Raw genomic sequence first — 24,844 nt, 5'->3', positions numbered from 1 at the left:
TGTGGAGAAGCGTAGGCCCAATGTCGGCGCTCGGCCTGTCGAGGGGCGCGTGTCCCTACGCCGGGTTCACCCAGGTCGTGATGTCGCAGTGCACGACCTCGACGCCGTGATGGTCCGTGATCGCGATGTTCACGACGACCTCGCGGCCCTCGGTGATCTCCGCCCAGTCGATCGGCTCGGTGATCGTCGCCACCGCGCGCAACCCGGTCTTGGCCTTGGTCAGGTACCGGGTTGTCATCGCCTTCGGAATCCATCGGTGGGTGGTGGGGGCGGTTGCCTCCATCAGCATCCCCATCGCCGTCTCGGCCAGATTGCAGGCGGCGATCGCGTGGAAGGTTCCCAGGTGATTGCGGATGCCGAACCATGTGGGCGCGGTGACCTCGCAATAGCCGGGTTCCATCGTCTTGACGTAGGGCAGGATCGTCGCGAAGTAGGGGACGCGGACACACATGCCCGCAGAGAAGAGGACGGCGCCGAGTCGCCCTGCCGGGAGTTTCTGCCGAAAGCGATAGGTGGGGCTGGACGGGGCGCTGGTGGTGGTCATGAGCGCTGATCTTACTGCTCGGTAAGTTACCGTGATCCGCAGGATGTGAATGTCCCGACCGGAGCGAGTCGTAGGTCCTGGAGCTGCTCTTTTGCCTGCGCCCGCCCGATGTTGGCGTCCATGGGACCGCGGTCGGCGCGCACGTCCCGGGCGATGGCCCGGAGTACACAGCGGCGCAGGTCCGCGGGCAACTCGAGCAGCGCTCCGGTCGCGTCCGGGGAGAGCTGGGACAAATACCCGAGGTCGATCTTCCCGGTCTTCTCGAACCGGTCGACATTTGCCTGCGCGACCCGGTGGTCGGGGTTGTACACGGCAAAGCCCAGCGCTGAGGCGATGGTCAGGACGCCGATGACGCGGGGGAGATGGCGCGTGCCCAGTCCGAAACCTGCGGCGATCAGGATGACGAGAATCGCGCCGAGCCACAGTTCGGCGGCCAGCACACTCATTCGTAGCCGGGTGGCACCGAAGGCGTCCATGTACAGATCCATCCGGTGCAACGCCGACATCACCACCGCGAGCGCACACAGGCAGAGCCCACCGAGGATCGTTCGCGCCAGCGCTCGCCGGCCCGCGGTGTTCCGGGCTGCGCGCTGCCAGCCGATGGACACCACCACGATCGTCAGAGCGGTGATCGCGAACAGTTGCCAGAATCCGGATCGTGCGTACTCGGCGTAGGTCAGGTCCGCCGTGCGCTGCACGTAATCGTCGCCGCCGAACATCGCCCGGGCCTGGGTGAGAAGAAAGGCGACGTAGAGTGCCAGCACGGTGCCGGTCGGGACAGCCCACGTCCACGTGTCACCGACAGGACGGTGAGGCCGCGGCGGCACCTGCGGCTTCGCGAACCGGAGATAGCACCCTAGGGCGGTGAACGCGGAAATCATCAGTCCCAGAACGATGTTCGGTCCGATGCTTGCATCGCCCAGGTCTGGAGCGAGGGCGCTCAACAGTGACGCGAACGTGGCGTCGGCCCCCGCGAAGAGTGCACCGAAGACCACCAGCAGGACGACGGTTGTCGCACTCACCTTGATGATCGTCCCGAGGTTCCTGATCGGCTTGCCGGCGCGCGCCGTTGCGGCACCGCGGTACAGCCAACTGATCGTGCCCAGGGACAACATGATCGGTGCCACGAGGGTGAACGCCATGTCGCGGATCGACCGGCCCCCGATCAGCAGCACGCCTGTTGCGAGTACGGCGAGCAGGATGCACCAGCCCGACAACCATTCAGCACTACGCCACCCTGCAACCATCAGCAGAGCCAGAATGCTTGCGGCGATGATCAGTTGCGGTGGAGTCGGACGCTCGGGTGAGCCGATGAACAGCGCTGTGAGCACTCCGATCCCGATGAGCACGATGCCGATGCCGATGAGCGATGACGGCATCAGCATGGGGGTGGAGAGTGCCACCAGAGCGACCACCGCCAGCACCCTCGACGGTGCTGCGCCCGGAAGTGCAGTGGACAGCGTGATCCTGAAGGCACGTGGGGTCTTCTTCTCGAGTGAGACCGGAGGAGCCTGGGGCAGAGCGATTTCGGGCATGGGGTATCGCCTCTCGAGGGTGATGATGAGCGTGCTGGAAGAAAAAAGGGGTTAGGCCACGGAGCGAACCGGCAGGCGGATCCTGATCCGACATCCGCCGGGGTCGTCGACGACCGCGATCTCGCCGCTGTGGAGGTTGATCACCCACTGGGCGATTGCCAGGCCCAGGCCGGTGCCGCCATCTCGAGAACCGCCGCGAGTGAACCGGTCGAAGATCCGCCTTCGTTCGGCGGGCGCGATGCCCGGGCCCTGATCGGCGACCTCGAGGACGATCACATCCAGGTCCTGCCGGCCGACGACGCGAACCACGCCGTCGGGCGGGGAGTGGCGTGCGGCGTTGTCGAGCAGATTGGCCAGCACCTGGTGCAGCCGCGCCTCGTCGGCCACAACGGTGAGATCGGGCGGGATCTCTGTCGTGAACCTGATGTCGCGGCGCGATCGCAGTCGGCATTCGGCTATGGCATCGGTGGCGAAACGCAGGACGTTCATCGATGCGATGTCGAGCTGGGCGACGCCGCCCTCCACTCGCGAGAGATCGAGCAGTTCGTTGATCAATCGACCGAGACGATCGGTCTGCGACAGGGTCAGCTCCAGCGTGTCCTGATCGGGTGCGCTCACTCCGTCCACGAGGTTCTCGAGGACGGCGTGGAGCGCCGCGACCGGGGTACGCAGCTCATGAGCGACGTTGCCGATCACCTCGCGGCGATACTTGTCCTCGTCGGCGAGGTCGTCGGCCATCTGGTTGAACGCGGTGGCAAGCGTCCCGATCTCGTCCTTCGATGTTGCGCGGACGCGGACTGTGTAGTCGCCCCGCGACATCCGCCGCACGGCTCCGGTCATCTCGCGCAGCGGCGACGTCATGCCGTGGGCCAGAACCAGCGTCACCAGGAAAGCCACGAGCAGAGCCACGAGCAAGGCGTACCTGAACTGCCACTGGGCGGTGACCCAGAACGAGACGCTCGACAGGGTCAGTGCGGACCCCACGACAACCGCGGTCTTGAACTTGAACGAGTGCAACGCATCGAGCGGACGCGGGAAGTCGAGCATCATGGCCTGCTGCCGTCGAGTGCGTAACCGACGCCGTGGACGGTCCGGATCCGGTGGGCCCCGACTTTCTGTCGCAGCGACCGGACGTGGGAGTCGACGGTCCGGGTCTCGCCGGCGCTGGGCCATTGCCAGACGGTCTCGAGCAACTGGGTGCGGCTGAGCACCGCGCCCGGGTGCCGCGCCAGAGACGCCAGGAGATCGAACTCGGTCCGCGTGAGATGAACCGTTGCTCCTGCGACGGCGACCTGGCGGGCGGAGTGATCGATCTGAAGGTCTCCGATCACCTGGGCGACGGGGGGTTCGTCGGCCGTGTCGGGCTCAGGTGCCCCGTAACGCTCGGCCCGCCGCAACAGCGCCCGGGTCCGTGCGACCAGCTCGCGCATGGAAAAAGGCTTCGACAGGTAGTCGTCCGCCCCGACGCCGAGCCCGATGACCAGATCGGTCTCGCCGGAACGGGCGGTCAGCATCAAGACGGGAGTCGGCGAATGTGACTGCATCCGGCGACAGACCTCCAATCCGTCCATACCCGGGAGCATGAGGTCGAGGATCACCACATCGGGCCTGCTCTCGGAATGCAGGGTTACTGCGGCGGTGCCGGAGTCGGCGGTCTCCACCTCGAACCCCTCTGCCCGCATCCGATCGGCGATCGACGTCCTGATCAAAGGCTCGTCGTCCACGATCAACACGGACGGAGTTCGTTCCCCGGATGGATGTGAGGTCATGGAGGCGACGTTAGCTTCGGAATGTCGACGGCCAGCGCAGATGTTGTGAAGAGACTGTGTAGATCCGGCGCAAGGTCGCCGCTGGTCGGGGCAATTTGGACCTGCGCCCGATCTGTTGCATACTTGTCGGGTTGCCTTGATCGGCAGCTCGACTCCGTATGCGTCTTCATCGAGCGTCAGAGCGCCTGTCGATCAGAGAGCACCACCGGACGAACCAAGCGGCTTCCGAACTGGTTCGAGCACCCGTCGTGGCGCACAACATGCAAGCTAGACCCCGCGTTCGCAAGGATGCACCCGGTACGAGCGGTAAGCGCATGCGCATAAGTGTGTGTAGCGATCGCGACACGCCCGAGTGCGTGGACCGGAGGCCCGCTCAGGCGGGCGCAGCTCGAAACGGCTCGCGCAAGCGGGCTTTGAACAATGACAGATGAACAGCGTCGATCACCACCGCGAGGTTTTGGTCACGAGGGTGCGGCCACTGCGTCGCGACCGCGAGGTGTTCATCTGTGCAGCCGAAAATGACGGAAGAGGACACAGCGTGGCGGGACAAAAGATCCGCATCCGGCTCAAGGCTTACGACCATGAGGCGATCGACGCGTCGGCGCGGAAGATCGTTGAAACCGTGACCCGTACGGGTGCACGCGTGGTCGGCCCTGTGCCGTTGCCCACCGAAAAGAACGTGTATTGCGTCATCCGCTCGCCGCACAAGTACAAGGACTCGCGCGAGCACTTCGAGATGCGTACACACAAGCGACTGATCGACATCCTCGATCCCACGCCGAAGACCGTTGACGCTCTGATGCGCATCGATCTGCCGGCCAGCGTCGACGTCAACATCCAGTGAGTGGCGGGATTTAACAGATGACTCAGAGAAATGTGAAGGGAATCCTGGGCACCAAGCTCGGGATGACCCAGGTCTTCGACGAAGACAACCGGGTGATCCCGGTGACCGTCGTCAAGGCCGGACCCAACGTGATCACCCAGATCCGTACCGAAGAGACCGACGGCTACACCGCCGTGCAGCTCGCCTACGGTGCCATCGATCCGCGCAAGGTCACCAAGCCTGTCGCCGGACAGTTCGCCAAGGCCGGGGTCACCCCGCGCCGGCATGTGTCCGAGATCCGCGTCCACGATGTGTCCGACTACACCGTGGGTCAGGAACTGACGGCCGAGATCTTCGCCGACGGCGCACTGGTCGACGTGACCGGAACCTCCAAGGGCAAGGGCTTCGCCGGTGTCATGAAGCGTCACGGCTTCAAGGGCCTGGGCGCGAGCCACGGCGTGCACCGCGTGCACCGCTCGCCAGGATCCATCGGTGGTTGCGCCACCCCCGGTCGCGTGTTCAAGGGCATGCGGATGGCCGGCCGGATGGGCAACGACAAGGTCACCACCCAGAACCTCAAGGTTCACAAGGTGGATGCCGAGTCCGGCCTCCTGCTGATCAAGGGAGCGATCCCCGGTCGCAAGGGCGCCATCGTCATCGTTCGCGACGCAATGAAGGGTGGTGCGTAGCCAGTGAGCGTCAACACTGAAAAGCAGCAAACCCGCACGGTCGACGTCAAGGTGTTCGGCGGCAAGACCGACGGCACCGTCGAACTGCCTGCCGAGATCTTCGACGCACCGGCGAACATCTCGCTGATGCACCAGGTCGTCGTCGCCCAGCAGGGCGCCGCACGTCAGGGCACCCACGCCACCAAGACACGGGCCCAGGTCCGTGGTGGCGGCGCGAAGCCCTACCGTCAGAAGGGAACCGGCCGCGCCCGTCAGGGTTCGACCCGCGCACCCCAGTTCGCCGGTGGTGGCGTCGTGCACGGCCCGCAGCCGCGTGACTACAGCCAGCGCACCCCCAAGAAGATGAAGGCCGCCGCCCTGCGCGGAGCCCTCTCGGACCGGGCTCGCAACGAGCGCATCCACGTGATCACCGAACTCGTTGCCGGACAGGATCCGTCGACCAAGACGGCCCGTCAGTTCCTCGCGGAACTGTCTGATCGCCGCAAGTTCCTGCTCGTCGTGGGTCGCGAGGACATCGCAGCCTGGAAGAGCGTGCAGAACCTGCAGCACGTCCTGCCGATCGCTCCGGATCAGCTGAACACCTACGACGTGCTCGATGCGGACGAGGTCGTCTTCAGCCGTGAGGCCCTGGGCGCGTTCATCGACGGTGCTTCCAAAGAGCAGAAGGAGGCCTGAGAAACATGACAGTTCAGGCAAACCCACGCGACATCATCTTGGCGCCGGTGATCTCCGAGAAGTCCTACGGACTGATCGAGGACAACGTGTACACGTTCTTCGTGCACCCGGACTCCAACAAGACCCAGATCAAGATCGCCATCGAAGAGATCTTCGGTGTGCAGGTCACGAGCGTGAACACCGCGAATCGGCAGGGTAAGCGCAAGCGCACCCGCGCCGGCTACGGCAAGCGCAAGGACACCAAGCGCGCGATCGTGACCCTGGCAGCCGACAGTAAGCCCATCGAGATCTTCGGAGGCCCGGTCGGCTGACGCCGCCCGGACTCAGAAGAAGTAGAGGACAAGAAGACTCATGGCTATTCGTAAGTACAAGCCGACGACGCCTGGTCGTCGTGGCGCTTCCGGCGCGGATTTCGCGGAGGTCACTCGTGACACCCCGGAGAAGTCGCTGGTTCGCCCGCTGCACGGTCGCGGCGGTCGAAATGCCCACGGACGCATCACGACTCGTCACAAGGGTGGCGGCCACAAGCGGGCCTACCGCCTCATCGATTTCCGTCGCCACGACAAAGACGGCATCAACGCCAAGGTCGCTCACATCGAGTACGACCCCAACCGCACTGCGCGGATCGCGTTGCTGCACTACGTCGATGGTGAGAAGCGCTACATCGTTGCACCCAAGGGCCTCGGCCAGGGCTCAGTGGTGGAGAGCGGCCCCAACGCCGACATCAAGCCCGGCAACAACCTCCCGCTCCGCAACATCCCGACCGGTACTCAGATCCACGCGATCGAGCTCCGTCCGGGTGGCGGTGCCAAGCTGGTCCGCTCCGCCGGAGCGGGCGCTCAGTTGCTCGGTAAGGAAGGCGCCTACGCCACGCTGCGTCTGCCGTCCGGTGAGATCCGTCGCGTCGACGTGCGCTGCCGCGCAACCGTCGGCGAGGTGGGCAACGCCGAGCAGAGCAACATCAACTGGGGTAAAGCCGGCCGTATGCGGTGGAAGGGCAAGCGCCCGACCGTCCGTGGTGTCGTGATGAACCCGGTCGACCACCCGCACGGTGGTGGCGAGGGCAAGACCTCCGGTGGTCGCCACCCGGTCAGCCCGTGGGGCAAGCCCGAGGGCCGCACCCGCAAGAACAAGCCGAGCGACAAGCTCATCGTCCGCCGCCGCCGCACCGGCAAGAACAAGCGATAACCCAGGAGGGAGTTAGAGAATGCCACGCAGCCTCAAGAAAGGCCCGTTCGTCGACGACCACCTGTTGGGCAAGGTCGATGTTCAGAACGAAAAGGGCACCAAGCAGGTCATCAAGACCTGGTCCCGTCGGTCCACCATCATTCCGGACTTCATCGGACACACCTTCGCCGTCCACGACGGTCGCAAGCACGTGCCGGTGTTCGTCTCGGAGTCGATGGTCGGTCACAAGCTCGGCGAGTTCGCGCCGACCCGCACCTTCAAAGGTCATATCAAGGACGACCGGAAAGCGAAGCGCCGGTAATCATGAGTACTGAAACAACGAATCCGACCGCCAAGGCGACCGCGAAGTTCGTGCGCGTCACGCCGATGAAGGCTCGTCGTGTCATCGATCTGGTTCGCGGCAAGAACGTGGACGAGGCCCTCGACATCCTGCAGTTCGCTCCGCAGACCGCGAGCGAGCCGGTTGCCAAGGTGCTCGCCAGCGCTGTTGCCAACGCGGAGAACAACCTCGACCTCGACCGTCGCACCCTCGTGGTGGCACAGGCGTTCGCCGACGAGGGACCGACCATGAAGCGGTTCCGTCCGCGTGCCCAAGGGCGTGCGTTCCGGATCCGTAAGCGGACCAGCCACATCACCGTCGTCGTCGAGAGCATCGCCGACAAGGGTGCGGCCACCAGCCGCAACCGCCGGAAGGGAGCTCAGTAGTGGGCCAGAAGATCAACCCGCACGGCTTCCGTCTCGGTATCACCACGGACTGGAAGTCCCGTTGGTACGCAGACAAGCAGTACGCGGAATACGTGAAAGAGGATGTTGCCATCCGCAAGCTCCTGGCCACCGGCCTCGAGCGGGCCGGCATCGCCAAGGTGGAGATCGAGCGCACCCGTGACCGGGTTCGCGTCGACATCCACACCGCCCGTCCGGGCATCGTCATCGGTCGCCGCGGCGCCGAGGCCGACCGGATCCGTGGCGACCTGGAGAAGCTGACCGGCAAGCAGGTGCAGCTCAACATCCTCGAGGTCAAGAACGCCGAGTCGGAAGCTCAGCTGGTGGCACAGGGTGTCGCCGAGCAGCTCAGCAACCGCGTGGCTTTCCGCCGGGCGATGCGTAAGGCCATTCAGTCGGCCATGCGTCAGCCCAACGTCAAGGGAATCCGGGTCCAGTGCTCGGGTCGTCTCGGCGGTGCGGAGATGAGCCGTAGCGAGTTCTACCGCGAAGGCCGTGTGCCGCTGCACACCCTGCGCGCTGACATCGACTACGGCCTGTACGAGGCCAAGACCACCTTCGGCCGCATCGGCGTGAAGGTCTGGATCTACAAGGGCGATATCGTCGGTGGCAAGCGCGAGGCTCTGTCCTCGGCCGCTGCTCCGGCCGGCGATGACCGTCGTCCGCGTCGCCCCGCACGTCCGAAGCGGAGCGGTTCGTCGGGCACCACAGCGACCAGCACCGAAGCTGGACGTGCGGCCACCGCGACTGCAGATGCACCTGCGGCAGCCGACGCTCCAGTTACTACGCCTGCGCCCGCGCAGGCCGAGAACCAGGAGGGCTGAGGCATGTTGATCCCTCGTCGGGTCAAGCACCGCAAGCAGCACCACCCCAGCCTGAAGGGTCAGGCCACGGGCGGCACCAAGGTGACGTTCGGTGACTACGGCATCCAGGCTCTGGAAGCTGCCTACATCACCAACCGTCAGATCGAGTCAGCTCGTATTGCCATCAACCGGCACATCAAGCGTGGCGGCAAGGTGTGGATCAACATCTTCCCCGACCGCCCGCTGACGAAGAAGCCTGCCGAGACCCGCATGGGTTCCGGTAAGGGTTCGCCCGAGTGGTGGGTTGCCCCGGTCAAGCCCGGTCGCATCCTGTTCGAGATGAGCTACCCCAGTGAGGAGACTGCTCGCGAGGCCTTGCGCCGCGCGCAGCACAAGCTCCCGATCAAGACCCGCATCGTGACCAGAGAGGAGCTGTTCTGATGTCAATCGGAATCGCCGCCGCTGAGCTCCGTGAGCTCAACGACGAAGAACTGGTCGAACGTTTGCGTGAGTCGAAGGAAGAGCTGTTCAACCTTCGGTTCCAGATGGCCACCGGTCAGCTCGACAACAACCGCCGGCTGCGTACCGTGCGTCGCGAAATCGCGCGCGTGTACACCGTCATGCGGGAACGCGAGCTCGGCCTGGCCGCCGGACCTGAAGCAAAGGACGGTGACGACGCATGAGTGAGGACCAAAAGGTGACAGAAACGTCCACCACCGAAGATCGTGCGCGCCGCAAAGAGCGGATCGGGTACGTCGTCTCGGACAAGATGCAGAAGACCATCGTGGTCGAGCTGGAAGATCGTGTGAAGCACCCGCTTTACGGCAAGATCATCCGCACCACCAGCAAGGTCAAGGCCCACGACGAGAACGAGACCGCCGGCATCGGCGACCGCGTCCGTCTGATGGAGACCCGCCCGACCAGTGCCACCAAGCGCTGGCGTCTGGTCGAGGTCCTCGAGAAGGCCAAGTAGAAGTTCTGTAACTCAAGCGGCCCGTCCCTTCCAGGGGCGGGTCGCTTTTGTTTTCATCACATTCGTCCCCATCTCGCACCACCGAGGGCATATCACCCTCGGCGACCGCCGTAGGGGACGAATCTGGTGCCGCGGTCACTGTCTGCTGAGAGCGAGTACTTCCTCGTCGGACAGCGGAGACGATGGGTGAAAGCTCAGGCACAACGGGGTGTTGACTTTCTGGAACGCTGCCCCGTCGGGGGCGACATAGAACTCGCCGGTTCCTAGGCGGGCGATGTCGCTGATCCTGGTGCCCTTGGCTGCGGCCATCTCGGCGGCGGCGTCGATCTGGGCCGGGCTGTTGAGTCGGCCGAAGAACTGGGTTGACGCGTTGCCGACGATTTTCGCGTCGATCCCCTTGGGTGCCTGCGTCGCGAAGACGAGGCCCAGCCCGTACTTTCGTGCCTGGGATGCGAGTGCGACCGTACTTCGGGTGCACGGGGTGACTCGCCCGGACGGGACCAGGGTCTGGGCTTCGTCCATCACGAACAAGCCGCCGAGGGGCTTGTCGCCCGCGGGGTTCTTCTTGATCCAGGCGAACAGAGCAAGTTCGAGTTGGTTCACGAAACCTTGGCGTTGCCCCTCATCTGGTAGGCCGATGAGGCTGATGACCGAGATCCGAGCGCGCTTGCCGACAGTCGGGGTGAGCAGGACCGCGGGATCGACCGCGGCGCCCTCGCCGCCGAGCATCGGATTGTTGATCATCGCCGCTCGAAGGTGCTCCGCCATCGGCTGGGCCAGCCGGGCGGCACCGGTCAGGATGCTCATGTCATCGGTGAAGTCGGCCAAGAACTCGACGTACGCGGAGAATGATCCACTCGATTGACGTCCGTACTGCGACATCGATTCCCGCAAAACCGCTTCCTGGAGCTTGGCGCGCGCACCGCCCACCCCGGCGTAGGGCTTCAGCGCCGACACCGCGGCGTCGACGGCCAGGTCGAACTCATCCGCGTCGTCGCGTACGGCAGCGAAGTCGGGGAGTGGCTGGAAACTCAGTGGGCGGCCTGCGCTGCGTCGCGGCGTCCAGATCACTGTCTCGACGTTGGCGATGTACTCCGCTGCCTTCGCAGCATCGTCACCTGACCATCCCGACGGGGCTTCGGGCCACGCGGTCCCCAGCCGGGCGAGGTCGTTGTTGGGGTCGAGGACGATCGCCGAAACACCCTGTAGTGCGCATTCTTCGATGAGCCGGCGGATCATGACGGTCTTGCCCGAACCGGAGCCCGCGAAGATCGCGGTGTGTTTGCGGAGCGCCTCGAGTTCGACGGTGGCCTCCCTGCCGGAACGGGCCACACCCAATCGGATGCTGCTGGACGCGGGAGTCGATGCGACGGCAGGGGAGGGTGGTTGCTCGGGTTCGATCACCGGGATCTCTGCGGTGGTCTCTGCGGACACCTCGGCCGATGGCGGCGTGGGTGATGCCGGAGGTGTGTACCGTTCTGGCTCAGCCTCTTCCATCGGCGGGGCCAGGGGCGTCACTGCATCGAGCGGCGCGACCGCTTCGCTGCCGGCGTCGCCCAGTGCGACACTCAGGAACTCGATGTCGTGTGCCGGTTTACGCTCTTGGAGCCAGCGGTCCAAGCCGCCGGGCATCTTTTTGAGCATCTCGTTCAGCGCGCTGAGTTTCGAGATGTCGTCAGTCGACAGGGACAGCACCTGACCACCGTTGGCGGCGAACTCGCTGACGATGTGCGCAGTCTTGGGCCCGCCCGGCCAGTCGATGTTCCGGAGAATGAACAGGCGGCGGCGCCGGACGTTGGCGTCGAGGCCGGTTTCGATTGCGGCATTGCGCAGACGTGATTGCACTGCAACGGCATTGGGTGAGGAGATGGCGCGGAAGGCCCAGTGCTGTTCGTCGTCGATATCGGAGTCGAGGGTCAACCGTAGGCGAGCATGTAACCGGAAGTGGCCACCGACCGGATCGATCTCGAAGGCGTCAGAACCGGATTCGATGGCCCAGGCGCGCAGTCCTGCGTTCAGCAGATCAGGGACCACGTCGTCTTCCTTCTTGGGGTCCACGACCGGAGCGGTGATTGCGTTGCGAACGTGGCGCTGATACACCTCGTCGAGGTCGCCTGCGGCCGCCTCGTCGCGGATTTCCTTCCTAGGCCGGTGCGGGGCGTCTATGACAGTCGTCGGCTGATCGATGAGCGATGACAGCTCAACCACTTCGTCATTGTCGAGGCAGTCGTTGATGTGGCGGTCGATTCGCTTGATCAACAGGCGTGCGTTGAGCTCAGATGCCTGGGTGAATGCTTGATCCTTGACCGGCCAGGTCGGGTACGGCGGCGTGAAGGTTGACTTGGCAAGGGCTTTGGTGAGGCGCCTCTCGACGAGCGCCCGTGCGAACGCCTCATCGGGAAGGCCTTCGAGGACGAAGTTGGAGCGGAATCGGTCACGGACTGTGCCAGTCGCCAGAGTGTCGATGGTCGTCCATACTGCCGGTAGACACGACACCATGCACACGGTCCGCAACAGCACCTCACGAACCGACATCAGACCGTGGGCCAAGAGGTCGATGATCGAACTGGCGTAGGCATCTGCCGCCGAGGCGTCGGTGCTCGACCGCGATTGCGCGACAAGGGTGTCGATCTGGTCGATCGCCAATACCGACGGCCCGGTGGCGGCCATGAACTCTGAGATGGCGCGGATGGTCTGGTCGTGCGGCATCGCTCGTGGTGGCAGCTGCCAATCGTCCCGATCCGCCGGTTCGATCTCCTCGATGTTGTTCTCCAGGTACGCGATACCCAGATCGTTGAGGCGCGAGTTCGGCGCTGCGGTGAGAACGAGTGCACGCAGGGTCGCGTGGTGGCTTCGAATGAGCGCGGGGAGGGGCTTGCGCAGACCGTTGACGAACTCGTCCAACACTTCGGGAGTGATGATCGTGTCACCGGAGATCGCGCGACGCGCACTGCGGGTGGTGCCGGCAAGGTCGGCCAGTCTGCGCATGACTTCATGCAGCTGGGTCTTGTCGACCGGTGGTTCGATTTGGCGGTTCAACGAGTCGAGTAACGAACTGAGCAGCGTCCGCCAGAAGTCACTCGGATCCAGCAGATCGAGCATGATGAAGTAGCCGTCCTGGGCCTGGACGTATTCGCGCACCTGCCCGAGGAGATGCGTTTTGCCTGAACCCGCAGAACCCTGCAGGACCACGCCGAGCGGACTCGGTCCGCTGCTGTCACCCGCGTCGGCGACAGCGCGTTCGATCGCACGCCACGCCTTCGCATGCAGCCCCTGGACATGAATGTCGTTGTGCGACACCCAGACGTCTTCACGCGTGTGTGCGGAGTTGGAGAAGCCACTACGAGCAGCGGCGAGAGCTTCGAGCGGGGATGTCGAGGTCACACGGTCTCCACGTAGATGAGGTGTTTGTTCTGGCCGCCGATCGACACTGCTGCGGCGCGATCTTCCGGGGTCAACGACTTCTGGTTCTCTTCTGGGATAAGCGTGATCCCCGGCCGGGTGTAAAGCGATCTCAGAGCGTCGTCGAGAACATCTCGCTCGACGTCGCCGAGGGCGGGCCGTAGTCGCCGCAGCGATACCCACGCACCAGGCTTCGCCGCCAGCGACCGGTATGCCTCGACGATCCGGATGTCGACGGCAGGCTTGAGGTGGGCCGAATCGTCGACCGGGGGAGCAGAGGGTTGCAGGGTGGCGTCGGGTACCTCGGTAGGCAGAAAGACATCGGCCAGACGCAGGTCACTGCTCCGTAGATGACGTCCGAGCCCCGCCAGCACGGTGAACAGCGCTTTGCCCTGAGGAGTGGTTCCGGCCGGTGGCTGCGTACCGAGGAGTTCGTTGCACCGGGCCCATCCCCGATCGGACAGCGCGTGGCGGTGGGGTCGCGCGGAAGTGTCGCTCTCGATGAGTCCCAATTCGTTCAACTTTTTTCGGGACGGGGTGGCACGGAGTTCGGGCCCGCGTTCCTTGATCTCGGCGTTGGTGAGGCCACGTGCCTCGGCCATCAGGACCAGTAGAACGATCATCTCCGTACCGGTGAGGTCCGAAGTGGTCACGGGAGCTCCTTTGCAGCCAAACGGTCAGAACGCAGCTTCTCGATTATGTCTGCAACGCGGGGGGTATCGCTCAGTACCTGTTCGTTGGTGAACCGGACCACCGTGTAGCCGGCCAGTTGCAGGGCGACATCGCGTCGGCGGTCGTCCGCGTACTTGGCGGCGGTCCGGTGGTCGGCGCCGTCGATCTCCACAACGAGGCAGGCCTCTGGCCAGACGAGATCCGCTCTCACATACGGCGAGAGATCGCCGGTCGGCACGGTTTGGTTCCACCGGCGGCTCCCCGCCCAGTGCTGCCGGGCGAGATGGGCTTCGAGCTTCCCCTCCGCAGTGCTCGCTGGATGCGGCCGCCCGGCAAGGGGAGGGTAGGTGAGAGTGGGAAGGGTCCAGGTTTGTTCATCTGCCACCGGGGCGTCGCCGGGTTCGAGGCTCTGGATCGGGAAACGGTCGAGCGGAGACGTGATGTCGTCGAGCAGCCAGACGCCGACGTAGGTTGCCAACCAATCGCACGTGGCTGCCAGCTGCTCTTGCTGCGCGGCGGTGAACACGGCGGCGGGGTAGAGAGCGAATACGACGGCGTCCCGGACGAAACTTTCCGAGATCACCCGCACGAGGCCGGCCATGAGGCCGGCCGAGGAATACTTCAGCGACAACTCCGATGACTCGCCACCACTGTGCGCGGCAACGGCATTGGCGGCCAGGTCCATGAGGAACGGACGATGGTGGGGTGTCGATGCGGCCATGGTCGCCGCCAAGGATCGGGCGGCGACTCGGTCGATCGTGCTTCGCCCCGGCGTCACCTCTGCGCCCGGAAGCCAGGCCGGATAGAGATCGTACGCAGTGCGTTCGAGGCGGCCGATCAGTTCGTCGATCACCTGGGACGCGCCGCTCACCTGATCGATGCGCGTCAGCAGGACGGCAGGTGCATCGTCGGGAAGGTCGTCCAGCGCCAGCGCGATGGCGGCTGCACCGACTCCTTTCAGAGAGACCACGCCCGAGGCAGGCAAAGCGGACCAGTCCATGAGGAAAACGTACTCGCCTGCGATGTCACCGCGGTTCGTCATCCATTCGAGCTACAGACCGTTCAGCGGCGGGCACGCTGGTGCCGGCCAGAGTTGCCTATGGTTGTCTCGTCGACTCGACCACCCGAGAAAGGTTCTCGACATGAGCGATCCATACGACCCGACGCAGGGCTACCGGCCGGATCTGAACAAAGACGCGAACAGCGGTCAGGACAACAACGGTTACGACGGCGGTGGATACCCGCAGCAGGCCTACCCGCCACCGCCTGCGTATGGCCAGACATACGATCCCTACGGCCAGTACCCCGCGGCGGGATCTGCCTACGGCCCACCGAACCAGGGGTTCGCGCCCCAACCGTTCGGTCAGCCGGGCTATCCCCAGCAATTCCCGGTGGCCGGGCAACGCACCAACGGGCTCGCCATCGCCGCGCTGATCTGCGGATTGCTCCCGTTCTTCTGTGTGACGTCGATCATCGCAATCATCCTGGGGCACATCGGTCTCAGCCAGGTCAAGAACAGTGGCGGGGCCGAGAGCGGTGAGGGTTTGGCCCTGGCCGGACTCATCTTGGGATACGTCTTCGTCGTCGGATGGGCCCTCTACTTCTTCATCTCGATTGCCGTCGCGGCGAGCAACAGCTGATCATCAGCACGTCGTCTGATCAAATGGCCCCCTGAGCGGTAAGATTCACTCAGGGTCGGGCAGATCTTTTCGTGGTCGACACCGCGAAGAGCTACCCGAAGGGTTTCTACAGATGAACGACGGTGGAGTGCCACAACCGAAATACCGGTGTGGCCGCGATAGATCCTTCATGCCCGACTACCGGCACTTGGGTTCGTGGACCCCATGAGCGCCGTGCGTGCGACCCCTCCTATCCGCCACGGACTCGGTAGCCGCCGCGAAGCGCGCCGGCTGCGGGCCGTCGAAGGAGCTCACGTACGGTTCGCCGACGCAGACGAGATCCTCCACTGGGACGAGCTGATCCTGCGAAGTCCCGACGAAGGCAACGTCTATCGCGGCAGCGACAACATCGCCGGCATGGTCGTGGGTGGGGCGACCCCCGTCTATCTGATCGTGGGCGGTTTCGCAGTCACCGCTTTCCAAGTCAACGTTCCGGTGACCGGTCGTCTGTGGGTGCTGATCGGGCCGCCGGTAGCCGACGTACATGCCCTGATCGCTGCCGCGCGCGAGGTAGCGGCATTCGGAGCCCGAAACGGCATCACCGCGGTGCGATTGCGTACCCAGCTCAGAGCGAACTCGGGCGATGAGATGGCGCTTCGCGCAGCGGGGCTCAGACGCGCCCCGACCTGGCTCGACGACAGCACGGTGCTCGTCGACTTGCGAGGTTCTGAATTCGATGTGCAGGCCCGGTTCAAGAAGCGCGCCCGGAAGTCGATTCGTCGCGCTGCCCACGAGGGGGTCACCGTCGACCGCGTGCCGGCCACCGACGACAATTGTCGAGTTCTGTACGAGATGCTCGACGCGACGAGCGGAGGCCGATTTCGGATACCGAGCCTGCCGACGACCACCGCCGTCTTCCAGCGCTACGAGCAGTTCGGTCACGGCCAATTGTTCCTGGCGCGGCATCGCGGCGAAGTGGTGGTCGGTGCGTTTGTGACGACGTTCGGGAAGACTGCGTTGTACTTCGGGGCGGGTTCGGTGCGTAAGCGGCCGGGTGACCCCACCGAGTGTGGACTCGGTGGGAGCCGTGCGGCCTACGCGTTGCAGTGGGAGATCATGCGTTGGGCCCGCGAACAGGGATGCGAGTGGTACGACCTCGATGGCACGCCCTCGTCGGCGACCATCACCGACGAGTCCCACCAGCGCCACGGCGTCGGCCAGTTCAAGACCGCGTTCAGCGAAGAGATCACCGACTACCTCGGGGCCTACCAAATCGATGTCCGGCCGGGACGGGCATGGACGATGCGACAACTCGAGATCTGCGTGGGGCGTATCGATGAGTCACCGTTGTTGAACCGCCTGCGCCGGCGCCCGGTGCGGCCGAACCCGGATTATGTGTGGCTCCACCCGAGGCGGCGGAGTCAACAGGTGTGATCAGTTGCCGCCGATGACGAGTGGCAGCAGCGTCCACGGGCGCTCGGTGAGCCAGTCGATGGCGGCTTTGAGATCGGTGAGATCGTCACTGTCATAGCCGGAGTCGAGTAGCGGATCGGCGGAGTCGACAGGTGCGCCGTGGGTATCGGTATTCGGTGAGGGTTCGTCGCAGACGATCATCGTGTTGTTCGCATCGCCCCACGCCTGTTCGAACTCGTCGAGGGGAACCTCCATGCGGTCGCCGTCCGGGTGCCCTGGGTCGCTGAGGTAGACAACGCCTTTCTCGTAGTCGATCTCGCTGATCACCACGCAGTGGTCGCCGCCCTGATCGCGTCCAGCGGCCTCGTCCTTCGCCTCCTGCTCGGGGTCCCAGTACTCTCCGGAGTCGACGTAGAGCATCACCCCGCGGCCCTCGTCGAGTGCGACGGATAGGTCGTCCATCTCCCCGGTTTGCACGGTCGCCGGTATTCCGTTCTGTTCCAGCAGATCTGCCGCTGCGTAGATCGACATCCCGTTGTTGATCTCGCCGTCGAGGAAGTATCCGTTCTCCTGGGACAGCTCGACGAACGCCTCCTCATCCTGGATGTCTTCGCCGGTGTACTCCGCGACGATCTGAGCGACACTAGCGGGAACGCAGGTGCCGTTCTCCGCCTGCAGGAACCAGTGGTCGGAGTATTCGTCGGAGTCGCCTGCGCTGTGACCTGGTTCGGGCTCGGCCGACGAGTCGTCGATGTCAGGATCGTCGAGCGAGATGTCGGAACGGTCTCCGATGATCTCGACTCCGTCGAGGTCCGACCAGCCGGCCTGAGCCGTGTTGTCCTGCTCGTCGGTCGGGCCGGTTTCGTCCGGGACCGATATCACGTCGTGCGAGTCGAAATCGGTGCCGGCGTCCATGGTCATGTTCCTTCTGCAGTGTGCGGGTAGGTGTCGATGAGAGTCAGGGGCGGGCACAAATGTTCCCGACAACTTCCGGTCCTTGACAGCAACTTCACAGGCTGACCAAGGATGCCGGTAAGTTTCGATCCTTATCGTTGAACGCAGTCGGTTGAGATGTCACCGATGTCGACGAAGGAGTGGTCAGATGGAGGCCAGGAAGGCTATCGCGGCAGCTGCCGTCACCGGTGGAATCAGCCTGGCGGCGTTGGGAATCGGGACCGGCACAGCGACGGCGAGTACGGCTGCTGCGCCAGAGCGGACAGCTGTCGGCCAGACGTCGCAGGTTGCTCCTGCGCTCGGCGCGGTGAAGCGGCCCGATCTCGAGACGTTCGACTACCGTGGCCAATCGGTGACACCGATCTTCGACGATCGCAAACAGGGTTGGGGCTTCTGGTTCTTCGGACTCTGGGTGCCCGTGGTGCTGTGACACGCAAGCGCCCGCCGTGGATCGTCGACACCACTTTCGGCCTCTGATGGGCCGGCCGAGGGCTCTGTGCCCTCGGCGCCCTCAGACGGGGACGGATTCGGTGGACACAGTTTGCCGCGTCAACACCAACGGTTCGCCATCGGTGATTGCGATGGTGTGTTCGCTGTGCGCGGTCCGGGACCCGTCGGCGGAGCGGATGGTCCACCCGTCCTCGTCGTAGACGATCTTGTCGGTGGTGCGGGCAAGCCACGGCTCGAGGGCGAGCGTCAGCCCTGGTTTGAGTTTGAGGCCTCGCCCCGCGCGTCCGGTGTTGGAGACGTGCGGATCTTCGTGCATGGTGCGGCCCAGCCCGTGCCCGCCGAACTCGGTGTTGACCGGGTATCCGTAGTCGGCAGCCACCGCGCCGATGGCCGCGGAGATGTCGCCCAGACGGTTGCCTGCTCTCGCCGCGGCGATCCCGGCAACCAATGCCCGTTCGGTCGCCTCGATGAGGCGTTCGTCCTCGGGGCGAGGGGTGCCGACGATGATGCTGCGAGCGGAGTCGGCGACCCACCCGTTGATGGACACCGCGATGTCCATGGTCAGCAGATCGGAATCACGAAGGACGTAATCGTGCGGAAGGCCGTGTAGCACCGCGTCGTTCACCGATAAGCAGATGACGTTCCGGAACGGGCCGCGCCCGAACGAGGGTGAGTAGTCCCAGTAGCACGACTGCGCGCCGCGATCGTCGATCAACCGGCGGGCGCGGTGCTCGAGGTCCAGCAAGTTGACCCCGGGCTTGGCTTGGAGCGTGAGGTCGTCGAGCAGGTCGGCGATGAATGCGCCGGTGACCCGCATCGCTTCGATCTCCGTGGGCGTCTTCAATTCGAGCATGATCAGTCCCTTCCGTCGGCCGACGTGGCCGGTATTTAAATACCACCGTAGCGGACCTGGGCGGTATTTTCATACCGCCCAGGAGCACATGGGCGCGATAGGTCCATGAAATAAATCGGACCGCGGTCCGGTTAATGTCATCGTAGCTTCCACCCTAGGAGGTAGGCATCATGCAATTCGGAATCTTCACCGTCGGTGACGTCACCGTCGACCCCACCACCGGCCAGGAGCCGACCGAGAACGAGCGCATCAAAGCGATGGTCGCGCTGGCCACGAAGGCAGAGGACATCGGCCTCGACGTATTCGCCACCGGCGAGCATCACAACAAGCCATTCGTCCCGTCGTCGCCGACCACGATGCTCGGCTACATCGCTGCCCGGACCGAGAACCTGCAGTTGTCGACGTCGACGACGCTGATCACCACCAATGATCCGGTCAAGATCGCAGAAGACTTCGCGATGCTGCAGCATCTCGCCGACGGCCGGGTCGATCTGATGTTGGGCCGCGGTAACACCGGGCCGGTCTATCCATGGTTCGGAAAAGACATCCGTCAGGGAATTCCGCTGGCCATCGAGAACTATCACCTCCTGCGCCGCTTGTGGCGCGAAGAGAACGTGGACTGGCAGGGCAAGTTCCGTACCCCGCTGACCTCGTTCACCTCGACGCCGCGTCCGCTCGACGACGAGCCGCCGTTCGTCTGGCACGGTTCCATCCGCAGCCCGGAGATCGCCGAGCAGGCCGCCTACTACGGCGATGGCTTCTTCGCGAACCACATCTTCTGGCCCACAGAACATTACAAGCAGTTGATCGGGTTCTACCGGGAGCGCTTCGAGCACTACGGCCACGGCACGGCGGCACAGGCGATCGTCGGACTCGGTGGTCAGTTCTTCATCCGGCCGAAGTCCCAGGACGCGGTCGACGAGTTCCGTCCCTACTTCGACAACGCGCCGGTGTATGGACACGGGCCCTCGCTCGAGGAGTTCACACAGCAGACCCCGCTCACCGTCGGAAGTCCGCAGCAGTTCGTCGACAAAACGCTGGGCTTCCGCGAGCATTTCGGTGACTACCAGCGTCAGCTGTTCCTCGTCGATCACGCGGGACTGCCGCTCAAGACCGCCCTCGAGCAGCTCGACCTGCTCGGTGAGGTTCTGCCGGATCTTCGCGCGGGTTTCGCAGAAGGCCGTCCCGCCGACGTGCCCGATGCTCCGACGCACGCGGCGTTGGTGGCTGCCCGCTCAGTCGCTGACGCAGAGGCGGTCAGCTGATGAGGACCCGACGCATCGCAGTGGTCAGTGCGGGTATGAGCGAACCGTCGTCGACGCGACTGCTGGCCGATCGTCTCGGCAATTCGATTGCGCAGCAGTTGGACTCGATCGAGGTGGACGTCATCGACGTGCGGGACATCGCGGTGGACGTGGCTCAGAGCATGCTCGGCGGTTTCGCCGTGGGCGGTGCCAGGGACGCAGTCCGTGCCGTTGAGGCAGCGGATGCGGTGATCGCCGCGACCCCGGTGTTCAACGCCTCGTACAGCGGATTGTTCAAGTCCTTCTTCGACATCGTCGACAAGGACACGTTCGTGGGCAAGCCGGTACTGATCGCCGCCACGGGCGGCAGTCCGCGGCATTCGATGGTGCTCGATCACGCCCTGCGACCGTTGTTCGCCTACCTGCGCGCGGTGGTTGTCCCGACCGGTGTCTACGCGGCTTCCGAGGACTGGGCGGCGGGATCGGGCGATACGGCGACATTGGCAGATCGGGTCGAACGGGCCACCGGTGAGCTGGCGGCGTTGCTGGGCGGGCGCGACCGGCGGCCCGATCCGGTGGATACCGACCAGGCCGGGATCGACAACTTTGCACGACTGATGGGGGACTCACTGTCCCAGGGCTGAACTGGCGGGTCAACGACGCTGAGTCCCGACTGACCAGGTCTCTGCCGCCACCGGTGGGAGGAAAATTGGGATCGGTAGCCGAGGGCGTGGCTTGTACTTCTCTCATGACGGCGCCACTCCAGGCGACGCATCAACGAAGGGAAGACCAATGAAACGAGTCCTCGCAGCCACCATCGGACTGATCGCCGCAGTCGGAATACTCTCCGCCTGTTCCGATGACAGCAGCAGCAGCAACAGCAGCCCTGCCGCCACCCCGGCGGCGAGCACCGTGCAGACGGGCGGCACCGAGGTCTCCACGGGTGGTGACACCGAGGTCAAGGTCGAAGGCAAGGATCTCGCCGGCGTGGATCTCGACTCGGTCAGCTGCGTCAAGCAGGGAGGAAAGATCAATGTGGGCAGCGGGTCGACGGGTGGTCAGCAGGGCCTCGGCATCGTGATGACCGACGAGGCCACCCCCAAGGTGGAGTCGCTGGGAATCGTGGTCGACGGAAGTGCCCTGGCGGTCACGAACAGCATGGGCATGTCGGTCGGATCGGCCGAGGTGTCGGTCGATGGCGACACCTACACGATCACCGGTGAGGCCGAGGGGGCGGACATGAAGAACCCGACCGCGGGAATGATCAAGAAAGAGTTCACCGTCACGGTCACCTGCAACTGATATCTCGTCTCGAGCGGCGGGCGTGCACATGCACGCCCGCCGCGTTCGTGTTGACTGCACCTCCTTGTTGTCCAGGTGATCTCGCTGTCAATAGGATGCGTCCATGTCGGTTCCCGGTGAGCTCGAACGTGCCCGCCAGTTGGCGTTCGCCGATGATCACGCCGGCGCGCAAGCCCTGCTGCTCTCTCTGATGCCACAGATCGTGGCCCTGGACCGCGACGACCTCGCGCTCGAGGTGTTCGCGCAACTGGGCGAGGTGTACCTGGTCCGCAGCGCCTACGACGGTGTGGCCGAATGTGTTCGACGAATCCGCGACTGTGTGTCGGCTTATGTCCAGATCGCCGCGGATCCGTTCTCGAAGGACGCCGCACAGGTGACACTGCCTCCTGACATCGTCGACGAGATGGTTGTCCGGTACACCCGGCGGGCTGATCACCTCGAAATCGGGCTCGCCGCCGCTGCCGGTGACCACGAAGCGGCGGCTGCGGGTCTGGCAGATCTGATCGGCGAGAGTGATACGGGCGCCGCGCCGAACCTCGCCGACGAAGCTCGTGAACTCGTCATGCGGGCCCGTATCAGTTGCGCCCTCGCCCTCGCTGACGACGACGATCACGTCCGGGCGGAGCCACTGTGGGATGCGGTGCTGGCGGTCCTCGATGAGCGCGAGCAGGATGCCCGGTCCGATCACCTGTGGGTCCTCGTCGGAATCGGATATGGACGGTTCTGCGTTGAGACGGGGCGCCTGGCCGAGGCGGAGCCCCACCTCCGTCGCGCAGGTGCGCGTGCAGAACGTCGGGGGTGGGAGTTGGCCTCGGCGAGAGTGCTGTTGGAGCGGTCCGCTGCCGCGTGGTCGCGATCTGACGTCGTGGACACCGAACGTCTGGCCACGCTTGCTTATCCGGTCATCGCCCAGCATGCGATCGCCCACGATGTCTCGCGATGCTGGCTGTACTTCGGGCTCACCCGGATGGCTGCGGGCGCATTGGAAGCAGCCGACGAGTGCTGGCAGCACGCCCAGCGGCACTGGGAAGAACTCGGCAGGCCGCTACATGTGCATCGAATATTGTTGCAGCGCAGCTGGACAGAAATTTTCCGAGGCCGCTATGCGCAGGCCCGCGACGCCATCGAGCAGGCCCGCGGTGTGCTCGATTCGAGTCCGCGATCGACGTGGCTCCAGTACGCCCGGCTCGACGATCTGCTCGGTTCTGCCTGGCGTGCGGAAGCGCTGGCGGACATGGGATTCGATGGGGCTGGAAACCCCGATGAGGGGTGGCGTGAGCTGGAGGCGAGACTGGCCGGATCGCGTGGGGTCGTGGACGCGGCTCTCGGCACCGACGGCTACGAGAGGGCGATGACGAAGTTCGAACGTGCCGCGGACCTGAAGATTCCGGCGGCACTTGCGGTTGACAGTGTGCGGTACACCCTCGCCGACGCGACCGCGCGTCTGCGGTGGACTGCCTCGGTCTCGGCACCGATCCTCGCCGGGGCGTTTGCCGTGGCGTGGGAGTGGGAGAATGTGGAGCTGGTGGCAGAGCTCATCGAATATCAGTGTGCACGGGGTACTTTCACCACTCAGCCTGATCCCTCGACGGTCGTCGACTGGGAGGTGACAGCGACGGCCGCGACTCCCGTAACGGCTGACATCGCCGAAGTGGCGTTCGCAGCGGGTGCTGCCGTCGCCGCCACGTCAGCGTTGACCAGGCTCGGTCCGTTGCCGCCATTGCGGATGGATCCCGCGGGCCCGCCCGTGCTGGCGCGGTATCGCGAGTTGGCGCAGGAGCGTTATGGTCGCGTGGTCACCAGCGCCGAGCCGGTCTGGGCGACATGGCCGTGAACGGCACCGGTGGTATGACGCTGGTGCTGAGGTTCGCTGATGTGGGGGTCGCGACCTACGGGAGTCTGCGGGTCGTCGGCGATCCTGCGCGAACGGTGACCTGGGTGGTCGCGGATTCGCACCTGAACGCGGCGACGGCGCTACTCGACGCGGCGTTACCGGTGCCGTACGGGGAGGAATCGGCCGGGGACGCGATCGACAGGGCTCTGACGGCCGGTCCGTTGGCGTCCCCCGACTCAGAGTTGCGGTGGTCGTACCAGTTGGGATCGCTCCTGCTCTCAGTGCAGGCATGGACACTGCTGTCGGAATGTGTCGCCGATCCGCGGCCGATGCTGTTCGTCACTCCCACTGCGCGTCTCGCGCAGACACCCTTTGCGATGCTCGCGGTGCCCACCGCGTTGTCGTTGGCGAACGGGTTGGTGGACACCACACCAGCAGAATTCTCTGGTGGCCAAGAACTTCCGGACTTGCCCGAGCTGACCGACGGGTATCGACTGATGGAGATCGCCGATGTGGTGATGGCACCACCCGCCAACATCGTGCGGGCGCCGCGGCGCGTGGTGAGTTGGGAAGACCGGCGTCACAACCCTCCGGTGCTGCTCCTCGATCCGCGCGTACCGGGTCAGCGCCCGGATTCTCCGCTCGGGTCGGTGTTGGGACGACCCTCGCCGACAAGTGTCGTCGCGCAACACTTCGCGGAGATCCTCGCGGCCGAGACCGTCATTCCTGATGTCGGGACTGCGGTGGAGTTGTTCCGGCGAAGCGACATCGACCGGATCTGGATGTCGAGAACGTTGCAGGACGAACCGAGCCGGCTGCTGTTCGTGGGTCATGCGAGTGCGGCGCCGGGCGACGCCGGATACGCCGAACGCGCCGCGATCCACCTGGCGTGCAAGGAGAGCATCCCGGGATACGCGGATGTGGTGGGAACGCACCGCCCGTTCACCGCGGCTGATCTCTTGGTGGATACGTCGCGGTGGCCGATGCCGCCGCGGGTGGCGTTGGTGGCGTGCGCATCTGGCAGCGACTACCGGTTCGACGAAGCGACGGGCATGGTTGCTGCGCTGATCCTGGCGGGTGCGGAGGTCGTCACGGCGACTCTGTGGTCACTGCCCACAACGGCCGGCTACCTCCGATTTCAGGGGGAGGCGGCGGCCGGCGGCAGGGATCCGATGGCGGAGCTGATCGTCGCGGTCGACAGTGCACATCGGGCCGACGACGCGGCACGGTCCGTCGGTCGGTGGCAGCGGGCTCAGATGCGACGCTGGCGAGATGGGGACGTTGGCGCTCATCCGATCTACTGGGGTGCGCTGGTCACATTCGTCGTAGGCGCTGATTGAGCGAGCTGTGGTGACCACCGTCGATCGTGCCCAAACTCG

At 64.8% G+C, this 24,844-nt stretch carries 28 protein-coding genes; 19 read left to right on the top strand and 9 right to left on the bottom strand.

Features of this window, described 5'->3' with window-relative positions; translation table 11 throughout:
* Positions 1-55 precede the first annotated feature (55 nt).
* The 4 genes from J3S28_RS10690 to J3S28_RS10675 are packed head-to-tail and all read right to left on the bottom strand — an operon-like array spanning position 56 to position 3,848.
* Entirely contained in the window at positions 56-544 is a 489-nt protein-coding gene (locus tag J3S28_RS10690; protein ID WP_207840319.1) for a hotdog fold domain-containing protein, read from the bottom strand.
* Positions 545-570: 26 nt separating this feature from the next.
* Positions 571-2,079 carry a DUF4153 domain-containing protein gene (locus tag J3S28_RS10685; protein WP_207840317.1) on the bottom strand — a complete coding sequence of 503 codons (1,509 nt, stop codon included), beginning with the start codon at positions 2,077-2,079 and terminating at the stop codon, positions 571-573.
* Between the two features lie 51 nt (positions 2,080-2,130).
* Entirely contained in the window at positions 2,131-3,126 is a 996-nt protein-coding gene (locus J3S28_RS10680; RefSeq protein ID WP_207840315.1) for a HAMP domain-containing sensor histidine kinase, read from the bottom strand.
* On the bottom strand, positions 3,126-3,848 hold the full coding sequence (locus tag J3S28_RS10675; protein ID WP_207840313.1) for a response regulator transcription factor: 723 nt from the start codon (positions 3,846-3,848) through the stop codon (positions 3,126-3,128). The genes J3S28_RS10680 and J3S28_RS10675 overlap by 1 nt, the downstream gene beginning before the upstream one ends.
* 538 nt (positions 3,849-4,386) lie before the next feature.
* Here J3S28_RS10675 and rpsJ point away from each other — a divergent pair.
* The 11 genes from rpsJ to rpsQ are packed head-to-tail and all read left to right on the top strand — an operon-like array spanning position 4,387 to position 9,722.
* The gene (gene rpsJ / locus J3S28_RS10670; RefSeq protein ID WP_003938093.1) at positions 4,387-4,692 is read left to right on the top strand and encodes a 30S ribosomal protein S10; all 306 of its coding nucleotides are present in this window, start codon (positions 4,387-4,389) and stop codon (positions 4,690-4,692) included.
* A 17-nt stretch (positions 4,693-4,709) separates the two neighbouring features.
* Positions 4,710-5,360, top strand: coding sequence for a 50S ribosomal protein L3 (gene rplC / locus J3S28_RS10665; RefSeq protein WP_207840311.1), 651 nt, complete (start codon positions 4,710-4,712; stop codon positions 5,358-5,360).
* Between the two features lie 3 nt (positions 5,361-5,363).
* A complete protein-coding gene (rplD, locus tag J3S28_RS10660; protein ID WP_084895858.1) occupies positions 5,364-6,035 on the top strand; it encodes a 50S ribosomal protein L4 in 672 nt (223 codons plus the stop codon).
* Positions 6,036-6,040: 5 nt separating this feature from the next.
* Positions 6,041-6,346, top strand: a complete 306-nt coding sequence (gene rplW, locus J3S28_RS10655; protein ID WP_207840309.1) for a 50S ribosomal protein L23 — start codon at positions 6,041-6,043, stop codon at positions 6,344-6,346.
* A 40-nt stretch (positions 6,347-6,386) separates the two neighbouring features.
* On the top strand, positions 6,387-7,223 hold the full coding sequence (gene rplB, locus J3S28_RS10650) for a 50S ribosomal protein L2 (RefSeq protein ID WP_207840306.1): 837 nt from the start codon (positions 6,387-6,389) through the stop codon (positions 7,221-7,223).
* Positions 7,224-7,242: 19 nt separating this feature from the next.
* Positions 7,243-7,524: a 30S ribosomal protein S19 gene (gene rpsS / locus J3S28_RS10645; protein ID WP_084835380.1), complete on the top strand. Its 282-nt coding sequence runs from the start codon at positions 7,243-7,245 to the stop codon at positions 7,522-7,524.
* Between the two features lie 2 nt (positions 7,525-7,526).
* Positions 7,527-7,928 carry a 50S ribosomal protein L22 gene (rplV, locus tag J3S28_RS10640; RefSeq protein WP_084835381.1) on the top strand — a complete coding sequence of 134 codons (402 nt, stop codon included), beginning with the start codon at positions 7,527-7,529 and terminating at the stop codon, positions 7,926-7,928.
* Entirely contained in the window at positions 7,928-8,770 is an 843-nt protein-coding gene (gene rpsC, locus J3S28_RS10635; RefSeq protein ID WP_084835382.1) for a 30S ribosomal protein S3, read from the top strand. Before rplV ends, rpsC begins: the two co-directional genes overlap by 1 nt.
* Before the next feature lie 3 nt (positions 8,771-8,773).
* Positions 8,774-9,190: a 50S ribosomal protein L16 gene (gene rplP, locus J3S28_RS10630; RefSeq protein ID WP_084835383.1), complete on the top strand. Its 417-nt coding sequence runs from the start codon at positions 8,774-8,776 to the stop codon at positions 9,188-9,190.
* Positions 9,190-9,432: a 50S ribosomal protein L29 gene (rpmC, locus tag J3S28_RS10625; protein ID WP_084835384.1), complete on the top strand. Its 243-nt coding sequence runs from the start codon at positions 9,190-9,192 to the stop codon at positions 9,430-9,432. The genes rplP and rpmC overlap by 1 nt, the downstream gene beginning before the upstream one ends.
* The gene (rpsQ, locus tag J3S28_RS10620) at positions 9,429-9,722 is read left to right on the top strand and encodes a 30S ribosomal protein S17 (RefSeq protein ID WP_207840304.1); all 294 of its coding nucleotides are present in this window, start codon (positions 9,429-9,431) and stop codon (positions 9,720-9,722) included. Before rpmC ends, rpsQ begins: the two co-directional genes overlap by 4 nt.
* A gap of 135 nt (positions 9,723-9,857) precedes the next feature.
* On the opposite strand, the gene J3S28_RS10615 is transcribed toward rpsQ, so the two are convergent.
* The 3 genes from J3S28_RS10615 to J3S28_RS10605 are packed head-to-tail and all read right to left on the bottom strand — an operon-like array spanning position 9,858 to position 14,838.
* Positions 9,858-13,106, bottom strand: coding sequence for an ATP-binding protein (locus tag J3S28_RS10615; RefSeq protein ID WP_207840302.1), 3,249 nt, complete (start codon positions 13,104-13,106; stop codon positions 9,858-9,860).
* Positions 13,103-13,777 (bottom strand): hypothetical protein, encoded by a 675-nt coding sequence (locus tag J3S28_RS10610; protein ID WP_307797023.1) that lies wholly within the window; start codon positions 13,775-13,777, stop codon positions 13,103-13,105. The genes J3S28_RS10615 and J3S28_RS10610 overlap by 4 nt, the downstream gene beginning before the upstream one ends.
* Entirely contained in the window at positions 13,774-14,838 is a 1,065-nt protein-coding gene (locus J3S28_RS10605) for an endonuclease domain-containing protein (protein ID WP_207840300.1), read from the bottom strand. Before J3S28_RS10605 ends, J3S28_RS10610 begins: the two co-directional genes overlap by 4 nt.
* 100 nt (positions 14,839-14,938) lie before the next feature.
* On the opposite strand from J3S28_RS10605, the gene J3S28_RS10600 reads away from it, so the two are divergent.
* Together J3S28_RS10600 and J3S28_RS10595 are read left to right on the top strand one after the other, a co-directional pair.
* Positions 14,939-15,436: a DUF4190 domain-containing protein gene (locus tag J3S28_RS10600; RefSeq protein WP_207840298.1), complete on the top strand. Its 498-nt coding sequence runs from the start codon at positions 14,939-14,941 to the stop codon at positions 15,434-15,436.
* A gap of 204 nt (positions 15,437-15,640) precedes the next feature.
* Entirely contained in the window at positions 15,641-16,849 is a 1,209-nt protein-coding gene (locus J3S28_RS10595) for a lipid II:glycine glycyltransferase FemX (RefSeq protein WP_207840296.1), read from the top strand.
* Here J3S28_RS10595 and J3S28_RS10590 read toward each other — a convergent pair whose 3' ends face one another.
* Positions 16,850-17,743, bottom strand: coding sequence for a C39 family peptidase (locus J3S28_RS10590; RefSeq protein ID WP_207840294.1), 894 nt, complete (start codon positions 17,741-17,743; stop codon positions 16,850-16,852). It lies immediately after the preceding gene.
* Positions 17,744-17,930: 187 nt separating this feature from the next.
* Here J3S28_RS10590 and J3S28_RS10585 point away from each other — a divergent pair, with 187 nt between their 5' ends.
* Positions 17,931-18,212 (top strand): hypothetical protein, encoded by a 282-nt coding sequence (locus J3S28_RS10585; RefSeq protein WP_207840292.1) that lies wholly within the window; start codon positions 17,931-17,933, stop codon positions 18,210-18,212.
* A gap of 81 nt (positions 18,213-18,293) precedes the next feature.
* On the opposite strand, the gene map is transcribed toward J3S28_RS10585, so the two are convergent.
* Positions 18,294-19,085 carry a type I methionyl aminopeptidase gene (map, locus tag J3S28_RS10580; RefSeq protein ID WP_207840290.1) on the bottom strand — a complete coding sequence of 264 codons (792 nt, stop codon included), beginning with the start codon at positions 19,083-19,085 and terminating at the stop codon, positions 18,294-18,296.
* Between the two features lie 170 nt (positions 19,086-19,255).
* On the opposite strand from map, the gene J3S28_RS10575 reads away from it, so the two are divergent.
* From J3S28_RS10575 to J3S28_RS10555, 5 genes are all read left to right on the top strand, one after another.
* The gene (locus tag J3S28_RS10575) at positions 19,256-20,350 is read left to right on the top strand and encodes an LLM class flavin-dependent oxidoreductase (protein ID WP_207840288.1); all 1,095 of its coding nucleotides are present in this window, start codon (positions 19,256-19,258) and stop codon (positions 20,348-20,350) included.
* Positions 20,350-20,973, top strand: coding sequence for an FMN reductase (locus J3S28_RS10570; protein ID WP_207840287.1), 624 nt, complete (start codon positions 20,350-20,352; stop codon positions 20,971-20,973). Before J3S28_RS10575 ends, J3S28_RS10570 begins: the two co-directional genes overlap by 1 nt.
* 148 nt (positions 20,974-21,121) lie before the next feature.
* A complete protein-coding gene (locus J3S28_RS10565; RefSeq protein ID WP_207840284.1) occupies positions 21,122-21,631 on the top strand; it encodes a lipoprotein LpqH in 510 nt (169 codons plus the stop codon).
* A gap of 103 nt (positions 21,632-21,734) precedes the next feature.
* A complete protein-coding gene (locus tag J3S28_RS10560; protein WP_207840282.1) occupies positions 21,735-23,465 on the top strand; it encodes a hypothetical protein in 1,731 nt (576 codons plus the stop codon).
* Positions 23,456-24,805: a CHAT domain-containing protein gene (locus J3S28_RS10555; protein WP_207840280.1), complete on the top strand. Its 1,350-nt coding sequence runs from the start codon at positions 23,456-23,458 to the stop codon at positions 24,803-24,805. Before J3S28_RS10560 ends, J3S28_RS10555 begins: the two co-directional genes overlap by 10 nt.
* Positions 24,806-24,844 lie beyond the last annotated feature (39 nt).

This window comes from Williamsia soli, from assembly GCF_017377795.1.
Classification (GTDB): Bacteria; Actinomycetota; Actinomycetes; order Mycobacteriales; family Mycobacteriaceae; genus Williamsia; species Williamsia soli.
Note: the sequence above shows the minus strand (reverse complement) of the source record. Positions and strands in the feature narration are given on the sequence as shown.